16 protein-coding genes are annotated in these 21,550 nt (G+C 70.7%); 4 read left to right on the forward strand and 12 right to left on the reverse strand.

All coding sequences use genetic code 11. The annotated features are described in order from the left end of the window. Window positions 1–44: 44 nt before the first annotated feature. Complete coding sequence (locus DC008_RS01025) at window positions 45–1,085, reverse strand: nitronate monooxygenase (RefSeq protein ID WP_341867264.1); 1,041 nt, start codon at window positions 1,083–1,085, stop codon at window positions 45–47. Between the two features lie 194 nt (window positions 1,086–1,279). Between DC008_RS01025 and DC008_RS01030 the strand changes: the two genes are divergently transcribed. Next, on the forward strand, window positions 1,280–2,131 hold the full coding sequence (locus tag DC008_RS01030) for a LysR family transcriptional regulator (protein ID WP_108705256.1): 852 nt from the start codon (window positions 1,280–1,282) through the stop codon (window positions 2,129–2,131). A 202-nt stretch (window positions 2,132–2,333) separates the two neighbouring features. Here the strand turns inward: DC008_RS01030 and DC008_RS01035 are convergent, their stop codons facing one another. Together DC008_RS01035 and DC008_RS01040 are read right to left on the reverse strand one after the other, a co-directional pair. Next, window positions 2,334–2,789 (reverse strand): MarR family winged helix-turn-helix transcriptional regulator, encoded by a 456-nt coding sequence (locus DC008_RS01035; protein ID WP_055619991.1) that lies wholly within the window; start codon window positions 2,787–2,789, stop codon window positions 2,334–2,336. Window positions 2,790–2,971: 182 nt separating this feature from the next. Continuing rightward, window positions 2,972–3,448, reverse strand: coding sequence for a MarR family winged helix-turn-helix transcriptional regulator (locus DC008_RS01040; RefSeq protein ID WP_108705257.1), 477 nt, complete (start codon window positions 3,446–3,448; stop codon window positions 2,972–2,974). A 408-nt stretch (window positions 3,449–3,856) separates the two neighbouring features. On the opposite strand from DC008_RS01040, the gene DC008_RS01045 reads away from it, so the two are divergent. Beyond that, the gene (locus tag DC008_RS01045; protein WP_374207338.1) at window positions 3,857–4,204 is read left to right on the forward strand and encodes a MarR family winged helix-turn-helix transcriptional regulator; all 348 of its coding nucleotides are present in this window, start codon (window positions 3,857–3,859) and stop codon (window positions 4,202–4,204) included. Between the two features lie 171 nt (window positions 4,205–4,375). Here DC008_RS01045 and DC008_RS01050 read toward each other — a convergent pair whose 3' ends face one another. From DC008_RS01050 to DC008_RS01090, 9 genes are all read right to left on the reverse strand, one after another. Beyond that, window positions 4,376–5,401, reverse strand: a complete 1,026-nt coding sequence (locus DC008_RS01050; RefSeq protein ID WP_108705259.1) for an alcohol dehydrogenase — start codon at window positions 5,399–5,401, stop codon at window positions 4,376–4,378. A 276-nt stretch (window positions 5,402–5,677) separates the two neighbouring features. Beyond that, the gene (locus tag DC008_RS01055) at window positions 5,678–6,352 is read right to left on the reverse strand and encodes a GPP34 family phosphoprotein (RefSeq protein WP_244221309.1); all 675 of its coding nucleotides are present in this window, start codon (window positions 6,350–6,352) and stop codon (window positions 5,678–5,680) included. 142 nt (window positions 6,353–6,494) lie between these two features. Further along, the gene (locus DC008_RS01060) at window positions 6,495–7,211 is read right to left on the reverse strand and encodes an NADPH-dependent F420 reductase (protein ID WP_108705260.1); all 717 of its coding nucleotides are present in this window, start codon (window positions 7,209–7,211) and stop codon (window positions 6,495–6,497) included. A gap of 19 nt (window positions 7,212–7,230) precedes the next feature. Further along, window positions 7,231–8,262: an LLM class flavin-dependent oxidoreductase gene (locus DC008_RS01065; RefSeq protein ID WP_055619987.1), complete on the reverse strand. Its 1,032-nt coding sequence runs from the start codon at window positions 8,260–8,262 to the stop codon at window positions 7,231–7,233. Continuing rightward, window positions 8,255–9,304 carry an LLM class flavin-dependent oxidoreductase gene (locus DC008_RS01070; protein ID WP_108705261.1) on the reverse strand — a complete coding sequence of 350 codons (1,050 nt, stop codon included), beginning with the start codon at window positions 9,302–9,304 and terminating at the stop codon, window positions 8,255–8,257. Before DC008_RS01070 ends, DC008_RS01065 begins: the two co-directional genes overlap by 8 nt. 272 nt (window positions 9,305–9,576) lie before the next feature. Beyond that, window positions 9,577–9,951, reverse strand: a complete 375-nt coding sequence (locus DC008_RS01075) for an SgcJ/EcaC family oxidoreductase (RefSeq protein ID WP_108705262.1) — start codon at window positions 9,949–9,951, stop codon at window positions 9,577–9,579. Between the two features lie 85 nt (window positions 9,952–10,036). Beyond that, window positions 10,037–10,330 (reverse strand): muconolactone Delta-isomerase family protein, encoded by a 294-nt coding sequence (locus tag DC008_RS01080; protein ID WP_108705263.1) that lies wholly within the window; start codon window positions 10,328–10,330, stop codon window positions 10,037–10,039. Between the two features lie 262 nt (window positions 10,331–10,592). Further along, window positions 10,593–11,204 carry an NAD(P)H:quinone oxidoreductase gene (gene wrbA / locus DC008_RS01085; RefSeq protein WP_108705264.1) on the reverse strand — a complete coding sequence of 204 codons (612 nt, stop codon included), beginning with the start codon at window positions 11,202–11,204 and terminating at the stop codon, window positions 10,593–10,595. Between the two features lie 885 nt (window positions 11,205–12,089). Next, entirely contained in the window at window positions 12,090–12,662 is a 573-nt protein-coding gene (locus DC008_RS01090) for a TetR/AcrR family transcriptional regulator (protein ID WP_108705265.1), read from the reverse strand. 357 nt (window positions 12,663–13,019) lie between these two features. Here DC008_RS01090 and DC008_RS01095 point away from each other — a divergent pair, with 357 nt between their 5' ends. Continuing rightward, window positions 13,020–14,039, forward strand: coding sequence for an alcohol dehydrogenase catalytic domain-containing protein (locus DC008_RS01095; protein ID WP_108705266.1), 1,020 nt, complete (start codon window positions 13,020–13,022; stop codon window positions 14,037–14,039). 640 nt (window positions 14,040–14,679) lie between these two features. Then, window positions 14,680–21,495, forward strand: coding sequence for a glycoside hydrolase domain-containing protein (locus DC008_RS01100; protein WP_244221476.1), 6,816 nt, complete (start codon window positions 14,680–14,682; stop codon window positions 21,493–21,495). Window positions 21,496–21,550 lie beyond the last annotated feature (55 nt).

Below are 21,550 nucleotides of genomic sequence, written 5' to 3' on the forward strand. Positions count from 1 at the left end.
GCCGACCGGCCGGCGGGCGGCGACTGGCCGGGAACGGCCGGGACTCACAACGCCTCGGTGAGCCGCCGCAGCGTCCGTGCCGCCGGCTCCCGCGCGGCCCGGCGGTACGCGGTGCCTGCCCACAGATGCATGAGTTGCTGGTCACCGGCCGCGGCGGCCGCCCTGCGCAGCGGGGCGGTGAGGTGGTGCACGGCGGGATATCCGGTCGGGGCCGAGGCTTCGTAGCGTTCGGTGAAGCGGTTGCGCAGTCCTCGTGCCGGCCGTCCCGTGAAAGCTCGGGTCAGCACGGTGGTGTCGAAGGCCGGGTCCGCCAAGGCCCGCTGGTGTGGCGCCGAGGCGCCGCTCTCGTCCGTACGCAGGAGGAGTGTGCCGACCATGGTGGCCTCCGCTCCGGCGTGGAGCGCGGCCGCCACGTCGGAGGGCGTCCCGATCCCTCCGGCGGCGACGAGCGGCAGGGAGACCTGGCTGCGCACGTGTGCCACCAGGTCGGGCAGGGAGACGGGGACGAGCGGGCGGTCGGGGGTGAGCGTGGCCGAGTGACCGCCGGCCGCAGGCCCCTGCACGATCAGGGCGTCCACACCGGTCTCCGCTGCCAGGCGGGCCTCTTCGGCCGTGGTGACGCTCTGCAGGATGGTGGTGCCGACCCGCCGCAGGGCCCGGACGACCGTGGAGTCGGGGATGCCGAAGGTGAAGGACACCCACGGGACCGGCGACCCGACGAGCAGGTCGATCTTGGCCGCCCAGTCGTCGTCATCCTCCTTCGGAGGACTGTCGGACAGGCTCAGCCCGTAACGGTCGGCCTCGGCCTGCACGGTACGGGCGTAGCGGCTGTAGGCGTCGACCGACACGGGGACCGGGCTGGGTGCGAACACGTTGACACCGAGCAGGGCGTCCTGCTCCCGGACGGTCCGCAGCTGCTCGGCGAGAAGGGCCGCCGACTTGTACCCGGCGGCCACGAAACCCATGCTGCCCGCACGTGCGGCCGCCACGACCAACTCGGAAGAACCCCCCCCGCCGGCCATGGGTGCCGCGAGAACCGGGCGTTCCACACCAAGGTCGGACAGCAATCGGCTCATGACTGACATCTCCTCTGGAGGCACGGAGTGGGCGGGTGCTCTCACCGCCCTTTTGCCGCCGGAGCGGCCCCACCGGCTTGGCGTACGCCGGATTCCGCTCACGCCGCCAGCGTAGGGCGCCGGGCGCGGCGGAGGAGGGCCTGGGCCATGCCGATTACGCTGCGACTATGCACGTCAGGCATCGATACGCGAGGGAGTGAGCCGTGGAGGTCGAGATCCGCCACCTCCGGGCCTTCGCCGCGGTGGCGCGCCACCGGTCCTTCTCCCGTGCCGCCCAAGAACTGCTGGTCACCCAGCCGGCCCTGAGCCGGACGGTAGCTCAGTTGGAGGCGACCCTGGGCGTCCGTCTCCTGGAGCGCACGTCACGCCGCGTGGAACCGACCGACGCCGGTACGGAGTTCCTGCAACAGGCGGAACGAGCCCTCGCCTCCTTCGACCACGCCCTCACCACGGCGCGCCGGCTGGGTGTGCTGCGACTCGGCTTCAGCTGGCTGCTGCCGGCTCCCTGGGCGCAGCGGACCATCAAGGACTTCGAGCAGAGCACCGGTGCCTCCGTCGCACTCAGCCGCACCGACGATCCCCTGGAGGCCCTGCACCGGCGCACCGTCGACATCGCCGTGGTCCGCGGCGACACACCAGCGCCGGAGCCGCTGCGTACCGTCTGGCTGTACGACGAGGCCCGCTTCGCCGTCTGCGCCCGGGAGAGTCCGCTGGCCGGCCGCGGCCACCTGGATTGGGGCGAGGTGCGGAACTGGCGTCTGATCGTGAACACCGTCAGCGGTACCACCGGCCCGTGGTCCTGGCCCGAGGAATCACGGCCGAAGGACATCGTCGAGACGGCGAACTTCGACGAGTGGGTGGAGACGGTCGCAGCGAACCGCGGTATCGGCATCGTCCCCGAGACCGCCAGGGATCGCTCACCCCACCCCGCTCTGCGCTTCGTCGCGCTCACCAACGCCCCGCCGGTTCCCGTGCGACTGGTCTACCTGCCGAACGGCCCCCGCACGCTCATCCGCCGGTTCGTCGACGCTTCCCTGGCGGCGGTGGGCACGTGAGGGGCTTGGCCGCGGGTGCGGCCTACGCAGGTGCCACCAGGCATGTCACCTGCCGCCCGCACACGATCAGGAATGCGCGGTGACGGTGCTCGAAGCCCGACGACTGTCATCGACATGCGCGCGTGTCGGCGACGCACGGATCGTGGGCGCGACCTGAGCCCGCGCGGCGTACGGACCGGCGGGCGTTCCACCGGGCCGGACGTCAGGGTGCCGCTATGCGCTGCAGCACCTCCGCGGCCGCCGCCACATCGCAGCCTTCCAGGCGGGAGAAGATGTGACGGCGCACACTGGCGAGGTTCGTGGGCCACGCCTGTTCCAGCATCTTCCATCCCGGGTTGGTGAGCAGGGCCAGCCACGCCCTCCCGTCCTCGGGACACTTCTGCCGGGTGACGAGTGACTGGGACTCCAGCCGGTTCACCACCCGGGTCATGCCGCTCAGCGAAAGGCCGCACACGTTGGCCAATTCGCTCATGCGCATCTGATGGTGCGGGACTTCGGAAAGATGGACCAGGACGGTGTACTCGGTGGAGGAGATCGGAAGCTCCTCGAGCATGTCCGCATCGACAACCCGGGGCAAAAGGGCCATCACCTTGCCGAGTGCCCGGAGGAATTTCTCCTCGTCCGGGTTGAGGGGAACGATTGTCGTCGCGTCTGCCATGGGCACAGTCTATTTGTCGCACCGGCCCGATCGATTGACCGGCAAACACATGGCTCGCACAAGGACTACTTCCCACATCAAGCAGTCAGACAGTGGGCTGGAGTCCGCGCCGCGCACCGGGGCGCCGGGGCGGGCAGCCGTCGCGCCGTCGCAGGGCCGCGAGAGCGGGCGGGCGGGTCCCGTCAGGTGGCGATGTTCCGCAGGGCCACCGCGAGATGACCGAGGTCGAGGCCCGTCAGATGATCCAGGAAGTGACGGCGCACGGACGCCAGGTTGGACGGCCACGCGGCTTCCAGACGGGCGAAGCCCTCGTCGGTGAGGATGGCGTTCGATCCCCGGGCATCGAGCGACGACTTGACACGCCGGATGAGCCCCTGGCTCTCCAGTCGGGTGACCAGCCGCGTCATGCCGCTGAGCGACATCTCGACGGCGGCGGCGAGGTCGCTCATCCGCATCTGCCGGTCGGGGGCCTCCGAGAGGTTCGCCAGAGCCAGGTACTCGATGAGGGACAGGCGCTGCTCTCGCATCATGTCAGCGTCGATCGCCCGCGGCAGAGCGTAGATGACGCGGCTCAGCGCCCTCACCACGGCCTCTTCCTCGGCGTCGAGGGGCCGCAGTTCTCTCTCGTCCGGGTCCGGCTGAGCTGCGATGCCTGGCATGGTTCCACACTTCTGTTCGTCGGGAATGCGATCAAGGGGGTGCTTACCACAGGCCGGGGCCGGTCCGGGAACCCGCCACCGGAGCCCTCGCACGGAGGACCCACCCCTCTATTTGCTACGTCAAGCAATTTATGTCATGATACACCCTCAGGTCCGGATTCGACGGCCCGCCGGTCGGGTCCGAAGAGCCGGCGCCGCTCGAGACCGCACGGGAGGAGCGGCAGCTCGAAGGCGCCACGGTGGCACACGGCGGACCGGCTTCCTCGCCGAGACAGACAGGAAAACCTCATGACGCCGAAGCCTGCGCCAGCGGGACACGCGGTGCAAGCACTGACCGTGGACGAAGAGGCCGTCGTCCGATCGCTCCCTCTTCTGATCTACGCCTTGCCGCGCGCCATCGATGCCGTCATGACCCAGGAACAGCAGATGTCCGCTACGGAGTATCTGGCTCTGATGCATCTCTCCGAGGCCCCCGACCGGCGCCTGCGGATGGGGGACCTTTCCTCCGCCTGCGAGATGTCGCTCAGTGGAACGACACGGGTCGTGCACCGGCTGGAGAAGGAGGGCTACATCGAGCGCGTGCGGTGCGACCGCGACGGGCGCAGCTACCGCGCCGCCCTCACCGACTCCGGCTTCGCCCGCCTGGAGGAGGCGTGGCCGAGCAACCTGGCCGCTGTGCGCCGCCACTTCCTCGACCACCTGACCGGGATCGACCTCAAAACCCTCGCCGCCGCGCTGGAGAGGGTCGCCACCTGATCGGGCGCACCGCACCGCTGGGCGGGCCCGCCGGCAGGGAGGGGCGCGGACCCGCCCGGCGGTCCGCGGCGCTACCGGGCCACTCAGGAGCGGGTCCGCGCCGGCGCTGTCGTAAGGCGCGGCCGACCGAACCACCCGGGCTCCCACGCCCGGACGATCCGGTGGGTGCGCTCAGGCGTTGGTGAGGACCATGCGGAAGCGGGCCGCGCCGGAGAGCATCCTCTGATAGGCGGAGTCCGCCTCGCTCAAGGGCACGGCTTCCACCGTGGGGCGGATACCGTGCAGCGCGCTGAAGTCCATGGTGTCCTGCACGTCCTGCGCGGTACCGGACGGGTGGCCGCGCACCACCCGGCCCGACAGGATGAGCTGGAGCGGGGCGATGCCGAGCGGCTCGGGCGAGACTCCGATGACCACGAGTTCCCCTCGGGACGTCAGGCCGTCGACGGTGGCCGCGATGGCGTCGGAGTTGCCGGCCGTGGCCAGCACCACCTTGGCACCCCCAAGGGCACGCAGGGCGTCCGCGACCGGGGTCGCTCCCGTGCTGTCGATGTACTGGTGTGCCCCGAAGCGCTTGGCCAGTTCGGCCTTCTCCGCGCCGCGGGCGATGGCCACCGTCTCGAATCCCATGGCCACGGCGAATTGCACGGCCAGATGTCCGAGACCGCCGAGGCCCACCACGGCCACCCTGTCGCCCGGCTGGGCGGAGCTGCGCCGCAGCCCGTTGTAGGTCGTGACCCCCGCGCAGGCCATGGGACCCGCGTCCGCCGCCGACAGGGCGTCAGGAATGCGTGCCAGGGCATCGACCGGCGCGATCATGTTCTCGGCGAAACCCCCGTCGTACGCGTAGCCCGGGATCTTGAGGTTCTCGCAGACGATGAAGTCACCCCGCCGGCACGGCGTGCAGTGCCAGCAGCTCCCGCCGAACCACCCCACCGTCACCCGGTCCCCCACCTTCCAGCCGAAGGCCTCGGCGCCCTCGCCCAGTTCCTCGATGCGTCCGGCCACCTCGTGTCCGGGCACCAGCGGCCACCGCACACCGGGCATGGTGCCGGTCACGAAGAAGTCGTCGCTGTGGCAGATGCCGCATGCCTCGACGGACAGGCGGACGTGATTGCGCCCTGGTTGCGGTACTTCGCGCTCGACGACCTCGAAACGCCCGCTCGGACTCGTCACCTGCGCGGCACGATAGGTATCCATAGGTGTCTCCGTCATCAGGGAGGCCGCCCTCGTGACGCCGGCCGTCGCTGATCGGCCCTGTGCCGAGGAGGAGGCTCCGACGGAACGCCGGTACGTCGCACGACGAACGCCGACGTCGGTGAGTTCGGGGCCGGGGCGGGGCGAGCCGTTCCTCGGGCGGCAGTTGTGATCACCAGCGCTCCGGCGCGGGTGACTATCGTCCATACCACCATCACCCGGGCGGCTCGGCAAAAGATGCGGTCGGGGCGGCCGTGCCCGGCCTCCCGGATCACCTGCTCAGAAGCCCCGCGCGATGTCGTCGAAACCCACCCGCTCGATCGATCGGCGCTGCCGTTCCGCGGCCAGCCGCGTGACGGCCTGGTGGACGGCGCCCACCACGGCGGCTTCGTCCGGGTCCAGCTCGCCGAGTGTCTCGTCCGCGGCCTCCACGATGCGCGCTGCGGCCGCGAGAGCTACGACGACGGGCCGTCCGTCCGTCATGCGGCCGAGCGCCCGGTCGACCGCGGGCGGGACGACGGGCAGGGGGCGGGACCTGCGGAAGGAGCGCCGGGAGGAGTGTTCCGGTGTGCCGCTCGCGGTCGCCTCGAGGACCCTCCGGTAGCGGGCGGCCAGATCACGGCCGCGACGCCACAGCCACTGCTCCACGGTCTCGTAAGGGGCGTCCCGGACGATCGTCGAGGCGGCTTCGAGCAGTAGGTCGTCCTGGGTTCGCGGCGATGCGGCGGGCAGGAGCCGACCGTCGTCGAGGAGCACGGCCTGCAGATCGACAAGGTCGACCAGTTCCGCACCGGCCAGGGAGAGGGAGAGGTCACCCGGCTCCGGCGGGGCATCGATGCCCGGGGAGACGGCGAGGGCGGACAGGCCCAGGGCTGTGGTCATGTACGGCTCCAGGTCGGTCGGGGAGGCGATCGTCACCGACGACGCCGACCAGCTGAAAGGCGCATAGAACATAGCGTGCGGCAGTCCCGCGAAAGGCACAAAATCACGCGATGACGACAGCCGGGGCGGGCTCGGGCGTCCGGACGGCTGACTCCTCAGACCGCTCGATGCCGGCTGAGGAGTCCGGCGCCCGCCCCCCTCTCGAGGGACGCCCTCAGTGCGCGCGGGCGCCCGGCGCCGATGCGACCGAGCGGGCCTCGCTCACCGCACGACCACGCTCGGTTGCCGGAAAGCGGTCCAGCATGGCCCGCAGCTCCTCCGCACCGACGTTGGCGCCGAAGGGCTCGGTGCCCGGCTGAAGGCGTACCCCCTGTGCCAGCGGGCCGGCGTCGACCGGATCGAACCCGAGGTCGTCGACCAGTTCCATCACTGTGGACAGGGCGTCCGGGTCGTCCCCGGCGACCGCGATCGCCTTGCGCCCGGGCGTACCCGCCGGCACGGCCCCGTCCTCGAGGTCGTGGTAGCCCATGTGGTTGAACGCCTTGACCACCTTCGATCCCGGCAGGAACGCCTGGACGATCTCGCTGGTCGAGGTGCGCGGATCCGTGAAGTCCTCACGCACGCCGTCGATCTCCCACCAGTAGTTCATCGCGTCGACGACGAGCTTGCCCCGCAGGGCTTCGACGGGGATGCCGCCATGCTTGCTCAGAGGCAGGGCGAGTACGACGAGGTCCGCCCGGTCCGCGGCCTCGGCGGCGGTGACCGCGACCGCCCCGGGGGCGAGGACCTCGACCGTGAGAGCGATCCTCTCGGGCGCGCCCGAGCCCGCGATGAGGACGCGGTGCCCGGCGGCCACCGCCAGCCGGGCCAGCACGGTCCCCACCTTCCCGGCGCCCAGGATGCCGATCGTGTGCACAGGTTTCTTGTTCATTGCCGTCTCCCGAACCGGATCAGCCGGCGAGCATGTCGCGGACCATGGGGATCACCTTCGTGCCGTACAGCTCGACCGTGCGCAGGCGATGGCTGATCGACTGCGAGCCGGAGGTGTAGATGAGGTCGAAGCGGCCGACCTGGAGGTCGCGGACCGCACGGGCGATCTTGCGTGCGACCGTCTCGGGCGACCCGACGTACATGGAGCCGTGGGCGATCTCCGCCTCGTACTCCTCGCGGCGCACCGGCGGCCATCCGCGCAGAGCACCGATGCGGTCCCGGATCACCCGGTACCCCGGCCAGTGCGCCTCGCGGGCCTCCTCGTCGGTGTCGGCGATGAAGCCGGGCGAGTGCATGCCGACGGGATGGGCGGTGGTGCCGAACTGGGCCGTCGCGCGTTCGTAGAGGTCGATGTAGGGGGCGAAGCGCGTGGGGGCGCCGCCGATGATGGCGATCATCAACGGGAGCCCGTGGCGGGCGGTACGCACCACCGACTGGGGCGAACCGCCGACGCCGACCCAGGTCGGCAGGTGCCCGGACTCGGTCGTGGGATAGACCTCCGCGTTGTCGAGCGGCGCCCGGACCGTGCCCTTCCAGGTGACGGGCTCCTCCTTCAGCAGCTGCACGAAGAGGTCGAGCTTCTCCTCGAAGAGGACGTCGTAGTCGGCGAGGTCGTAGCCGAACAGGGGGAAGGACTCCGTGAAGGAACCGCGTCCGAGGATGATCTCGGCGCGCCCGTCGCTGAGCGCGTCGAGCGTCGCGAACCGCTGGAAGACGCGCACCGGGTCGTCCGAGCTGAGCACCGTGACGCCGGAGGAGAGCCGCATGCGCTCGGTGCGGGCGGCGATCCCGGCGAGCACGGTCTCGGGGCTGCTGACCGAGTACTCCGGGCGGTGGTGCTCGCCCAGCGCGAGGACGTCGACGCCGAGTTCGTCGGCGAGGACGGCTTCGGCGACCGTCTGGCGGATCGACCTCGCGTGCGAGACGAGCGCACCCGAGTCGTCCTCGGGTACGTCACCGAAGGTGTCCAGGCCGAAGACGAGATCAGACATGGGTGGCCTCCTTGCTGAGGATCTCCCGTACGCGCGGGGCGACTTCACGCCCCAGCAGCTCGATCGTGCGGGCGCGGGCCTGACGCGGGAGCCGCATGACGTCGTACTTGAGGTCGAAGCGGCTCAGGTGCAGGTCCCGGGCCACAGTGGCGATCTTGCGGGCGACGGTCTCCGGGGACCCGACGAAGAGCGCGCCGTGCTTCAGCTCGGCCTCGTAGCGCTGCCGGTCCGGCTTGTAGAAGCCACGCTCCTCGGCGAGTTGACGGACGACCGGCTCCCAGTACCGCCACCAGGTCTCGACCGCCTCCTCGTCGCTGTCGGCGACGAGCCCCAGGGAGTGCTGTCCGATCGGCAGCGGGGCGTGTCCGGCCTGCTGGAGCGCCCGGTGGTAGAGGTCCACGTGGTTGCTGAAGCGCTGGGGACGGCCGCCGATGACGGCCAGCATCAGGGGGAGGCCGTAACGGGCCGCGCGGAGCACGGAGTTGGGGCTGCCCCCCACACCGATCCAGGTGGGGATACCGCCGGGGCGCATCCGCGGACGCAGCCGCTGTTCGACGAGCGGGGCGCGGGTCGTCCCGCTCCACGTCACCTCCTCCTCCCGCTGGAGGCGCATGAACAGCTCGAGCTTCTCCTCGAAGAGCTGCTCGTACTGGGTGAGGTCGTAGCCGAACAGTGAGAAGGACTCCGTGGCGGACGCCCGCCCGAGGACCAGCTGCGCCCGGCCGTTCGACACGGCGTCGAGCGTGGAGAACGCGTGGTACAGCCGCACGGGGTCATTGGTGCTCAGCACCGTCACGGACGTGCCGAGGCGGATGCGCTCCGTGGCGGTGGCGATGGCGGAGAGCAGTACGGGGACGGCACTGTCGACGTGCCCCGGCCGGTAGTGCTCGCCGACACTGAAGACGTCGATCCCGGAGGACTCGGCGAGCCTGGCCTCCTCCACGAGGAGACGCACCACCTCGGCGTCGTCGAGGGTACGGCCGTCGTCCGTGGCGACCTCCCCGAAGGAGTTGAGTCCGATCTCGAAAGCGCTGGCCTCCATGGCCGCTCCTTCCATAGCCGCGCCCGCCGGGACTGTCACCCCCGGAGTCCCAGTTTGTTTGACTCGTCAAGTATGGCTCCATTTACTTGACTAGTCAAATAGCGATGCGTCGACCCCTTGCGCATGAGTTCGATGCGCGGCGGCCGGCCCTCCCGCTGCCGGGAGACGACGCGTCCGGGATCCGGGTGACGCGGGTCGCCGCTCCGGCGGGTGTCTGTTCGGCGCCCCTCACCGTCGAGATCACGATCTGCGGTCGGCACCCCAGGGCACCGTCATGCGAGCTTGGACACCTGGTAGTGACTGATGAGCCACTCGGCGCCGACCCGCCTGAGGACGACACCGAGATTCACGCTGATCGTGGGGCGGTCGACGAAGGAGAAGTCGACGCCGAGGTAGGCGAGCAGGACGTCGTCGGCCAGCTCGCGCACCTCCAGTACGCCGTAGTCCGCCTTCAGCCCGAGCGGCTGGGAGGCGTAGTACTCGGCCACACCCGAGCGTCCGACACTGTGAGGGCGCAGGCCCTGGAAGATGGCGTCCTCGGTGAAGCACGAGGCCACCTGCTGCGGTTCGTGCGCGTCGACGGCTGCCTTCCACCGGTCGATGACGCCGGACACGATGTCTCGCCGTGCCCCTGTGCTGTCGTCCATCAGGTACTCCTGTACCGGTTCGCAAGAGGGTGGGTGCTGCCTGCACACCGTGTCGGCCTCGCCGCTCGCGGCCGTGCGGGAAGCCTCAGGCGGCCCGGCCGGGATCGTTCGGGTGGGACTGGAGCGGTGTGATCACCGCGGTCATCCAGGGCCACAAGGGAAGGCTGCCGAGCACCTTCGCCCGCAGCTCCGCCTCGTCGTCGGCGAGCCAGACACCGATGCTGCGCAGTTCTCCGACCGGGCGCCACAGCCGGAAGAGGTGCCCTTGCGCCGTCAGCTCCTTGGCCCGTACGGCCTCGGCGGCGCGACGCTCGTCGACCACCGCCTGGTCGGTCCCCTCGGGAACGGTGGTGGTCAGTTCGACCAGGAACTCCTTCATCTTCTTCTCCTTGCTCAGGCGTCACCGAGAACGCAGGGGCAGGCCGGTAGCCGGAAGGGCTCCCCCGGCCGCCGCCTGCGTCGGTACCGCTCGATGTCCATGTGAGCCGCCGGTCGTAGCCGGGCAGCGAGCGTGGGCGGCGGGTGCCGAGAGGACGGAGCCGCGCAACCGGGCCCACGCCCCACGTCGTGGGCCCGTGCGAACTCCGGTCCGTCCCGCTCACCCGGGCGACGGCCACTGCCGTCACCGGCTCAGGTCTGCGTCAGGCAGCGGCCTTGAGCGTGTCGGCGATCCGCACGACGCGTTCGGCTTGGATGCGGGCGGCGGTGCGGGTGGTGGTGTCGACGGGGTTGGTGCCCTGGCCGTCGGCGTGGGAGGTGCCGTAGGGGTTGCCGTCGGTGAACTTGGCGGGGTCGGTGAAGCCGGGGCTGACGACGATGCCGCCGAAGTGGTGGACGGAGTTGTACAGGGCGAGCAGCGTGGACTCGTGGCCGGCGTGGGCCGTGGCGGTGGAGACGAAGCCGCTGTAGACCTTGTCGGCGAGCTTGCCCTGGGCCCACAGGCCGCCGAGGGTGTCGATGAACTGCTTGAGCTGGGAGGAGACGTTGCCGAAGCGGGTGGGGGTGCCGAAGATGACGGCGTCCGCCCATTCGATGTCCTCGGGTGTGGCCTCGGGGAGGTTCGCGGTGGCGGCGTGGTTGGCGGCCCAGGCGGGGTTGGAGTCGATGGCCGCTCGGGGAGCGAGTTCGGCGACCCTGAGCAGTCGTACGTCGGCGCCCGCCTTGACACCGGCGTCGTGGAGTTCCTTGGCGATCTCCGTGATGGTGCCGGTGGAGGAGTAGAAGACGACTGCGAGCTTGACGGGAGTGGACACGAAGAGCCTCCATCGAAGGGGTGTTTTTCGGCGCCACTAGGCGACCGGTCTCCTAAGCTAGACGACCGGTCGCCTAATCGCAAGCGAGGGGTCTCGGGGATTCACTCGTCCGGCACGTCACCCTGCGGTCGGCCAGACGGGCGACGGCTCGCCGGCGGGTCCACGCCCGCGTCGAGCCCGCTTCGGGGGCCCACCTCGACCCCCGGGAAGCACTCCCCTCGGTACGGGTCGCAGTCGGCGCCCGCGGTGTCGAAGCCGTCCGACGGCGGAAGCGCCTACTGCGAGCGGGCACCCACCGGCCCACCCGAGGCTCCTCGGCCGGGCGCGCGGAGCACGATCCAGGGCGCCCGAGCCGGGTCGCACGGCGTACAGCAGGGCACCGGCTGCGCGGCCCGTTCGTACGCGGCGGCCGGGGCGACACAGAACCCGCCAGGCCCTGCCGTCTGGATCACACCGACAGAGAGGTACGGCGCCAGTCGACCGACCCGAACGGCGTCTGGTGCGCGCAGCCGCGAGGCGCGAGCGACGACAACGCGGCAGATGTGCGGCCACGCCCCGCGAGGCCCGGAAGATCCAGACGACAGGGCCTGAGAGCTCCGAACAACAGTGGAGCCCGATCAGTTCGCGGCGTCTGACGCGTGCGATCGCAAGACGCCGGAAGCCCCTGGTAGCGGGGCTACCAGAGGCTTTCGGCAACGCGGCGAGCGTGCGGGCCAGGCGTCACGAGCTGATCGGGCTCCACTCTCGTTCGGAGCTCCAGGTCGTGTCCGTAAAGTCGCGTCGTCCGCCCGTAGGGCGGGCCGAGCGGCGTCCGGTGCGACCCGACAACGCGGCGAGGTGCCGTAGCCGGCGTCGCGCGCCCGCCGGGCATCACGGGACAGCCCTTTAGCGGAGGAGCCGGTCGAAAACGGCCCGGAAGAACGCGTCCACGGGCGCCGACGACTTGTCGACACGTGCCGCGATCAGAGTCCCTTCCCAGGCGCTGAGAATGAACAGTGCGGTGGCCCCGGCGTCCAGCGAACCGTCCAGGTCACCCGCCTCCTGAGCCTCGACGAGCAGCCGGCGCAGCCGGTCGGCCCAGCCGTCGAAGCCCTGCTTGGCCGCGGACCGGATCTCCTCGTTGTGGTCGGCGACCTCGGCGCCGAAGTTGCCCACCAGGCAGCCTCGGACGAAACCGTTGTCCACCGTGTCCCTGCTCAGGTACTCGAAGTGTGCCCGCAGCCGCTCCAGCGGTGGACGATCGGGCGACGTGAGCAGGTCGAAGCGCAAGGTGTCCGCGTACCGGCTCAGCGCCTCCAGGGCGCTGTCCTCCTTGCTGGAGAAGTGGTTGTAGAACGACCCCTTGGGCACTCCCGCGGCCTTGGTGATGTCGTTGATACCCGTGGCGTTGAAGCCCCGAGCATGGAACTGACGGAAGGCCGCCTCGGCGATCTCCTCGCGCTTGGACGCTCGCCCCATGCAGCTCACCTCCTGTGACAGTGCCTGATCGCCGGGTCACCGGGCCGTCGCCGCGGCGACGGGGAGCGGGCCAGGGGATCCACGATGGTCGAGACGACCGACCACTTCACTGTACGCGCCGCAGTCACTCCCACGTCACCGCGGCCGGCTCCACGCTGCCTGAGCGGTCACCGACATCACGAGGCACAGAGGAAGGGGACCTCGTCGAGCATGGGTTATCGTGTTTAAGACGACCGGTCATTTTCAAGTGCCGTGCTCGCCGGGACCCGTCGTGGGCTCCCGCTGGGCCGAAGCCGCCACCGCTTGCCGAACCGAGTCCGTCCACACCCGCCGCACCAACGACACACAGGAGCCACCATGTCCACGTACCGGGCCTTCGAGGCCACCGGCGTCCACAACCTGCAGTCGGTCGAACGCGAACTGACCGACCCCGCACCGGGCCAGGTGCGTCTGCGCGTCGAGGCCTGCGGGATCTGCCACACCGACGTGCTGGCCATAGAGGGCCTGCGGGCCGACCCCTCACACCCCGTGGTCCCCGGCCACGAGATCGTCGGCGTCATCGACGCGGTCGGCGCCGGGGTGACCACCTGGCAGGTCGGCGACCGGGTGGGCGTCGGCTTCCTGAACGGGCAGTGCTGGGAGTGCGATCCCTGCCGCCGGGGCGACTTCGTCAACTGCCTCAACCAGGAGCAGACGGGGACGACCATCGACGGCGGCTACGCCGAGGTCGCCTACGCCCGGGCGAGCGGGCTGGTGCGCATCCCCGAAGGCATCTCCGCGATCGACGCCGCTCCCCTGCTGTGCGCGGGCCTGACCACCTTCATCGCCCTCCAGCAGGGGCCGGCCCGGGCGGGTGCCCTCGTCGCGGTGCAGGGCATCGGCGGCCTGGGCCACCTGGCCCTGCAGTACGCGCGCACCCTCGGCTACCGGGTGGCCGCCATTGCCCGCGGCCCCGAGAAGGAGGCCTACGCGCGGAAGTTGGGCGCCCACGTCTACATCGACAGCACCAGCACCGACCCCGGGGCCGAACTGGCCGCTCTGGGCGGGGCGTCCATCATCATCGCCACCGCATCCAGCGGCGCCTCGATGAACCCGCTGGTCCGCGGACTCGCCCCGAACGGCAAGCTGGTCGTGGTCGGAGCGGCGCCCGACCCGCTGACCATCGCCACCCCGGACCTCATCTTCGGCACGCGCTCGGTCATGGGCAGCCTGACCGGGACCGCGATCGAGAACGAGGACAACCTGGCCTTCAGCCTGGCCAACGACATCCGGCCCCGTGTCGAGGTCATGGACTTCGACCGGGCGGCCGAGGCCTACGAGCGGATGCTGTCGGGTCAGGCACGATTCCGCGTCGTGCTCGACGTCACGGCGGCCTGACGGGCGGGTACTGCCTGCCGGACACGGTCCCCGGCGGGCAGTAGCCGCAATCGCGCCCGCAACACCCCGCCGGGGCCGGTCGTTCGCTGCGGGCGCGTCGCGGCCCCAGGGGCGCGGGCGTTGGCGCGGATCGCTGTCGCGGACATTCGACGTCGGGCGGCAGACGCACGGGGTGCCCACCCCCAAGCCACCGAACCCCTCACCCCGTTGCGCACACGCTGTACAGATTCCGTGCGTCTTCCGTATACCTTCTCCGCGTCTCATCGAGTACGGTCATCCACGCGCCGGCGTGATCCCGTCGAGTTGCCCGTGATTGCGTTGAGTTGGTCCCCGTCTCGCACCGAGTTGTTGCATGCGTGCGATCAGGTTGCTGACTGACAACGTTGTCGCATGTCGCACCGCGGGGTCGCTCCACGCGTGCACACCGCGACGCAGGAGAGACAACGTGCCCGTCAGATCCGTCAGATCTCATCACCCCTTGCCCCGCGTGGTTCCGCCCGGAGCCGCCCGTCGCCGTCGCAGGCCGCTGCGCGCCGCGGTGGCCGCGCTGCTCGCCGGCGCGCTGGGGATCGGCGTACTGACGGGTGGCGGCGCTGCCGCCGCGGTGCCCGTCGCGGGCGCCTCCGCCGGGTCCTCGGGGATGTCCGGCGGCACCGACTACGCCCAGCTCGTCGACCCGTTCGTGTCGACCGCCGGTGACGACGGCAACGACCTGCCGGGCGCCCAGTCGCCCCACGGTCTGGCCAAGGTCAATCCGCTGACGACGCCGAAGCGCAACCACACCGGGTACGACTACAACGAGGACCACATCGCCGGGTTCACGGCGACGAACCTCGACGGTGTCGGTGGTTCCGGCGGCGGTGGTGACCTGCTCGTCGTCCCGACCTCGGTGCAGTACGACAAGCGGCCCGCCCCCAGCACGTACGCGCACCCGTTCAGCCACAAGGACGAGACGGCGACACCCGGTCACTACCAGGTGGGCCTCGGGTCCGTCTCCGGTACCGCCTCGGCGGTCACGCAGGACTCCGGCACCATCGACGCCGAGATGACCACGACGACGCGCACCGCGCTCGAGCGGTACCGCTTCCCCGCCGGGTCGAAGCCGAAGCTCGTCCTCGACCTCGCCAACAACTACACCAGCCGCACCCGTTCGACCCTCAAGGCGACGACGCTGGCCGACGGGACCACCGCGATCGGCGGGCTCATCGCAGGGTCGTTCAACGGTGCCGCGTACCAGCTGTACTACCACGCCACCACGAACGTCCCCGTGACCTCCCTGAAGACCTGGGGCAAGGACGGCACGCTGAGCGCCGCGACCGCGCAGGACGGCACGGACACCGGTGCCGTGCTCGCCTTCGACCCGTCCGACGGCGACGACATCGAACTGCGTATCACCCTGTCGCCGATCAGCGCCGAGCAGGCCACGACCGACCAGCGCGACGAGGTGGACGGCCGCACCTTCGACGAGGTGCGCGCGGCCGCGAAGGCGGAGTGGAACGCCGCGCTCGGCGCCGTCGACGTACGGGCCTCGGCGAAGTCCGACCCCGGGTCGACGCTCACCAAGCAGTTCTACACGCACCTGTACCGCATGTACGCGCTGCCCGTGAACGCCACCAGCACCAGCGGTACGTACCGCGGCGCGGACGGAGCGGTGCACAAGGCGAACGGCTTCACGTACTACGACGGCTGGTCCACCTGGGACGACTTCCGCAAGTACTCCGTCGAGGCGTACATCGACCCGGCCGCCTACCGGGACATGATCCAGTCGCTGATCGTGCTCTTCGCCGACCAGCGCGCCTCCGGCAAGAGCCTGAGCAGCCTGACCCATTCGGTGCCGACCGTGCGCTGGGAGCGTTCGGCGGTGCTGGTCGCGGACGCGCTGTCGAAGGGGTTCAAGGACTTCGACCGGCTCGACGAGGCGTACCCGGCGCTGCTGGCGTACTCCGGCTACTACACGGGTGCGCAGCTGCGGCAGGGATACGTCGCCGGTGACCCCGGTACGACCGTGCAGCGCGGCTACGACCAGTGGGCGCTGTCCGTCATCGCCGACGCGCTCGGCAAGAAGGACGACGCGAAGAAGCTGCGCGCGCAGGCGACCATGGCGATCGACAACCTCGTGAAGCCCGGGGCGTGGACCGCGGGTGACGGGACGAAGGTCGGTCTGCTCACCCCGCGCGCCGCGAACGGCGACTGGCAGGGCGCCGACTACGAGAAGTTCGAGGCGGCCGGTCTCTACCAGGGCACGCTGTGGCAGTACCACTGGTACGACGCCTACGACATGGACGGTCTCATCGAAGCCATGGGCGGCGCGGAGGCCGGCAAGGCCGCGATCCGGCACATGTTCGGCGAGGACTCCACCGTCGACGACGGCTCGACCATGCTGCACTCCAACGCCAACGAGATCGACCTGCAGGCCCCCTACCTCTTCAACTACGTCGGCGAGCCGAGCCTGACGCAGAAGTGGGTCCGGGCCATCTACACGAGCGCCACCTGGAACCGGTACATCGCGACCGGCTCCACGAACGAAGCGCCCAGCTCCGGCGGCGAGTTCCGCCCGCCGGTCAAGACGCAGGTCTACAAGCTGGCCCCGGACGGCTTCCTGCCGACCATGGACAACGACGCAGGCACCATGTCGACCATGTTCGTCGCGGCCGCCCTGGGTCTGTTCCCCGTGACCGCGGGCTCCAGCCAGTTCCAGATCGGCAGCCCGTTCTTCGACTCCACGAAGATCACCTATGGCAACGGTGCCTCGTTCACCGTGAAGGCCGACGGGGTGTCGCCGAGCAACTACTACATCCAGAACGCGACCCTCGACGGCAAGCGGTTCGGCAACACCTGGCTCGACTACTCGCAGATCGTCTCCGGTGGGACGCTCGCGTTCTCCATGGGTTCCAAGCCCTCCCAGTGGGGCGCCCGCACCGAGCCCGCGTACTCGCTGAGCACCGACTCCGGTGACAGTGACTCGGGTTCGGAGAAGGGCAGGACCCTCGTGTCCGCCCGGCCGGGCATCGTCGACACGGCCGCGGACGGCACCGTCGACGGCAGCGTGCGGCTCACCCTGGATGGACCGGCGTCGTTCGCCGCCCGCAAGGGCACCAGTCTCACCAAGACCGGCGCGGCGAGTGTGTCCGGACTGCCGAAGGGCGTGACGGCGGACCTCCGTGTCACCGGCAAGAAGACGGCCACGCTGGCCCTCACCGGCACCACCGAGGTCGACGCACGCTTCGGCATCACCTTCCGCGACGCGGCCTTCGCCCACGGCGTTCCCGCCTCTTCGGTGAGCGGCACCGGGACATCCCCGACCGACCCGCTGCGCGTCTCCGCCGCCGCGGTCCACCGCAAGGCCCTGGACGCGCTCGTGGACCAGGCGTCGCTCGTGCGCGGCGGCAACTACTCGGACGGTTCCTGGACCGTGTTCCGGGCGGCGCTCGAACGCGCCCGCACCGTCCTCGCGGACCGCGCCTCCGCGGCGGGCACCCTCATGGCCGCGTACGACGCGCTGCGCTCCGCCATCGACGCGCTCACCCTCGACGAGGGCGGTTACGCCGTCCTGCAGGCCGAGTCGCCCGACGAGAAGGAGGGCCCCAGCCTCACCAGCGAGCGCAACAACTCGGACGGCAACCTCGGCGGTGTGACCGAGGGCTCGTGGGAACGCTTCACCAAGCTGGACTTCGGCGGTGTCGCCCCGCGCAGCGTGTCCGTGCGCTACGCCAACTCGCAGGCGACGAACGCGAAGCCGAGCAGTGTCGACGTCCACGCCGGCACCGCCGACGGGCCCGTCGTCGCCACCGTCTCGCTGCCCGGAACCGGTGGCTGGCAGTACTGGAGCACCGTGCAGGCCGCCATCACCGACCCGGAGGCCCTGCTGGCCGCGAAGAGCGCGACGTTCGTCTTCCACGCACCGCCCGGCCAGCAGTGGGTGGCGAACTTCGACTGGCACCAGTTCTCGCCGTACGAGCTGTCCACGTCCCCCACGACCTCGCTCGCCACACTGACCGCGGTCAACAGCACGGCGACCGGCGACGGTTCGCTGCCGCTGAAGCTCGGCAACGGCATCTTCGAGAACGTGACGAACGGCGCGTGGGCGCAGTGGAAGGACATCGCCCTGCGCAACGGCGCGGACACCGTCACCGTCCGCTATGACAAGCCCCAGTCGCGGGCGGCGTCGGACTCGCACATCGAGCTGCGCCTGGGTTCGAAGGACGGCGAGAAGCACGTCGACATCCCCCTCGACTACACCGGTTCGGGATGGGGCACCATCGCCACCACGTCCGTCCATCTCGACCCGAGCGTCTTCGCCGGCGTCCAGGACGTGTACGCGGTGTTCGTCTCCGGCACGCACTCCGATGCTCAGCCGTACGTCGGCAACGTCTACTCGCTGACCGTGACGCAGAACGCCGACACCCCCGTGGGCTTCGACGCCACCGCGTTCCGCTCGCACAGCGGGGGCGGCCTGAAGAGCGAGCCGGTCGGGTGGACCGGTTCGGGGTCCACCACCAACCTCGGCGGGACCTACGACGGAGCCTGGCTGGACTACGGGACCATCGACTTCGGCAGTTCCCCGAAGAACACCGTCACGATCAGCTACGTCAACAACTCGGCGCGCTGCGGCACGAATTCCGCCGTCGAGCTCTACCTCGGTTCGTTCGACGCGGCGAACCCCCGGACGCCGTACGCGACCGTGCCGCTGCCGGTGACGGGGAGCGCGTGGTCGGCGGGCGGGACGACGAGCCTGACGCTGCCCGAGGCGATCACCGGCGAGCACGCCGTGCATCTGCGGCTGGTGACGACCCCGGACGCCTCGCACCCGTACGTCGCGAACCTGGCCCGGTTCACCTTCGCCCACGTCGAGGAGCCCGCCGAGACGGACAGGTCCGCGCTGCGGAAGGCGATCGAGCGGTTCGAGGGCCTCTCCGATGACGCGGAGCGCTACGGCACGATCGACTTCGGTGTGTTCCTGCGGGAACTCGCGGCGGCACGCGCCCTCGTCGACGCCGAGGACGCGACGCAGCTCGAGGCCGACGCGCACACGCGCAGCCTCACCCTCGCGGCCAACCAGCTCGTCCCGCTGCCGCGGCTGAAGCTGGAGGACCTGGTCGCGACCGCGTCGGCCGTAGTGGACGACCGCTACACCGACGCCTCGTGGACGGCGTTCACCACGGCACTCGCCGAGGCGAAGACCGCGATCGCGGCGGACAAGGCCACGGACGAGACACTCAACGCCCGTTACGAGGCACTGCGCAACGCCATGTCCGCGCTCAAGGCCAAACCGAAGACGGTGCCGGCCGCGCCGGACGCCGTGTCGGCGACCTCGTCCGGTTCGAGCCTGACCGTCGCCTGGGCGGCGCCCGAGGACACCGGCGGCTCACGGGTCGTCGCCTACAAGGTCACGCTCAACGACGGCCACGAGGTCAGGATCGACGACCCGGACAGCCGGAGCACGACGTTCACCTGGCTGCGGCCCGGCAGGACGTACACGGCGCGCGTCCAGGCGGTGAACGCCTACGGCGCCTCCCGGCCGAGCGCCGCCACCGCACCCGTGGTGATCGGCGGCGGCACCCCGCAGAAGCCGGGCGTGACGTCCGTGACCACCGACGGCACGCAGGTCCGTGTGACCTGGCAGGCGGCGGGTGACGGCGGCTTCCCGGTCATCGGCTACACCGTGGCCCTCGGCGACGGCACCACCGCGCACGTCTCCCCCACGGCGGACACGGCACTGCTCACGGCCAAGAACCGGGGCAAGGCGCACACCGCCACCGTCACGGCCGTCACCCTCGCCGGGACCTCCGACGAACGACCCGAGGCCACCCCGGTGACCACCGGCTCGGCCGCCGCGACTGCGGCCCCGGCGTACGAGCCGTCGCCCTTCCCGGACGACGTACTCGACGCCACCTACGCGTCCGACAAGTGGCCGGGCACGGATGGCGGGACGGGCTACTTCCAGGGCCTGCTGAACGGGTTCAAGGACCTCGGCTCCGGCGTCCTCGCCGCCGACACCAAGGTGCCGGGCGGCACCCCGCTCACCGCCGAGAACGACAAGATCGCCGTACGCATCAACAACGCGGCGACCCAGAAGGGGGTGGACCGGGCCGTGGTCGACGCGGCCAACAGCTCCACCATCACGATGGCGGACGGTCTCGGCTCCCGGCTCGGCCCGCTCTACCTGGACGCGCTGAAGGGCGGCCGGCTGCCGAAGACCAGTGCGCTGTTCTCCCGCGTCACCAAGGGCCTCGACCTGGGCGGCGCGGCCAAGGACCACTACGGCTACCAGCGTCCGTACGTGCGGCTCGGGTTCGTCGGCGACGGCGGCGCCATCTACGAGTCGCAGGACCGCTCCTACGGCGGCCTCACCACGAGCGGTTCGTACCCGAGCGGGCACACTTACGGCGGCTACGAGGCCGGCACCATCCTCGCCACGCTGCTGCCGGAGCTGGCGCCGTCGATCCTCGCCCGCGCCTCGGAGTACGGGGACAACCGCATCGTCCTCGGGTTCCACTACCCGCTCGACGTCATGGGCGGCCGTATCGCCGCGCAGGCCACCGTCGCACACCGGTGGGCGGACCCGGACTTCGCGGAGCTTCTGACGCAGGCCCACACCGAGATGCGGAACGTGCTGCTCGCGCAGTGCGAGAGGGAGGGGTACGGCGACACGCTGGAGGCCTGCGCGGGTGAGCCTTACGCCGGTCTGAGCACGGCGCAGCAGGTCGACCTGTACACGCAGCGCCTGGACTACGGCTTCTCGAAGGTCGGGAAGTCCGGGCAGGCCCTCGAAGCACCGGCCGACGCGGCGGCCCTGCTGACCACGGCCTTCCCGAACCTGAGCACCGAGCAGCGCACGCAGATCCTCGAGCAGACCGCGACGGACTCCGGCCGCCCGCTGGACCTCACCTCGTCCGGCGGGGCGAGCTGGGAGCGGATCAACCTCGCCGCCGCGCTGTCGGCACGTGTGGTCGTGAACGCCGATGGTTCGGTCAAGGTGACGAACTACTCGGACGCCACGAAGGCCGCCGACGCCGACGTCGCGGCGATCAAGGTGGGTGGCGTCGCGGTCGACGGGTTCGACCCGGCCGTGTCGACGTACGTCGTCGACTGGCCGAGGGGCAGGCGGATCCCGGCCGTGTCCGCCGTGCCGGCTCAGTCCGGGGCGCGGGTGAAGGTGAGCGAGGGCAGCGCGGTTCTGTCGTCGGACGGGCACCGGTTCAGCACCCGCACCATCAAGGTGACGTCGGCCGACGGTTCGGTGACGCGGACGTACACGGTCGGGTTCCAGCTCACCGATCGCGACGAACGGCCGGTCGCGGCCGGTGGCAATGGCGGCGACCGCGCCGGCGGAGCGTCAGGCGTTGTGAGAGGCGGAGACGCCGGAGCAGGCTCGGGCGGGGGCGGCGGCTTGTGGTCGCCTGCGGCCGAGTGGGCCGATCCGCTGCGGATCGCGTGGGGGCGCGGGGCGTACTGAGAGGCAACGTATGCAGAGGCTGACCTGCCGCGGTCCCAGGGGCCGCGGCAGGTCG

The organism is Streptomyces nigra (assembly GCF_003074055.1).
GTDB classification, from domain to species: domain Bacteria; phylum Actinomycetota; class Actinomycetes; order Streptomycetales; family Streptomycetaceae; genus Streptomyces; species Streptomyces nigra.

Excerpts from the sequence above, each read along its gene's own strand:
- DC008_RS01100 (WP_244221476.1), top strand. The coding sequence starts at position 14,680 with ATGTCCGGCGGCACCGACTACGCCCAGCTCGTCGACCCGTTCGTGTCG.
- DC008_RS01035 (WP_055619991.1), bottom strand. The coding sequence starts at position 2,789 with ATGGCAGACGCGACGACAATCGTTCCCCTCAACCCGGACGAGGAGAAA.
- DC008_RS01065 (WP_055619987.1), bottom strand. The coding sequence starts at position 8,262 with ATGTCTGATCTCGTCTTCGGCCTGGACACCTTCGGTGACGTACCCGAG.
- DC008_RS01040 (WP_108705257.1), bottom strand. The coding sequence starts at position 3,448 with ATGCCAGGCATCGCAGCTCAGCCGGACCCGGACGAGAGAGAACTGCGG.
- DC008_RS01080 (WP_108705263.1), bottom strand. The coding sequence starts at position 10,330 with ATGAAGGAGTTCCTGGTCGAACTGACCACCACCGTTCCCGAGGGGACC.
- DC008_RS01090 (WP_108705265.1), bottom strand. The coding sequence starts at position 12,662 with ATGGGGCGAGCGTCCAAGCGCGAGGAGATCGCCGAGGCGGCCTTCCGT.
- DC008_RS01055 (WP_244221309.1), bottom strand. The coding sequence starts at position 6,352 with ATGTTCTATGCGCCTTTCAGCTGGTCGGCGTCGTCGGTGACGATCGCC.
- DC008_RS01070 (WP_108705261.1), bottom strand. The coding sequence starts at position 9,304 with ATGGAGGCCAGCGCTTTCGAGATCGGACTCAACTCCTTCGGGGAGGTC.
- DC008_RS01045 (WP_374207338.1), top strand. The coding sequence starts at position 3,857 with ATGACCCAGGAACAGCAGATGTCCGCTACGGAGTATCTGGCTCTGATG.
- DC008_RS01025 (WP_341867264.1), bottom strand. The coding sequence starts at position 1,085 with ATGTCAGTCATGAGCCGATTGCTGTCCGACCTTGGTGTGGAACGCCCG.
- DC008_RS01050 (WP_108705259.1), bottom strand. The coding sequence starts at position 5,401 with ATGGATACCTATCGTGCCGCGCAGGTGACGAGTCCGAGCGGGCGTTTC.
- DC008_RS01095 (WP_108705266.1), top strand. The coding sequence starts at position 13,020 with ATGTCCACGTACCGGGCCTTCGAGGCCACCGGCGTCCACAACCTGCAG.
- DC008_RS01060 (WP_108705260.1), bottom strand. The coding sequence starts at position 7,211 with ATGAACAAGAAACCTGTGCACACGATCGGCATCCTGGGCGCCGGGAAG.
- DC008_RS01075 (WP_108705262.1), bottom strand. The coding sequence starts at position 9,951 with ATGGACGACAGCACAGGGGCACGGCGAGACATCGTGTCCGGCGTCATC.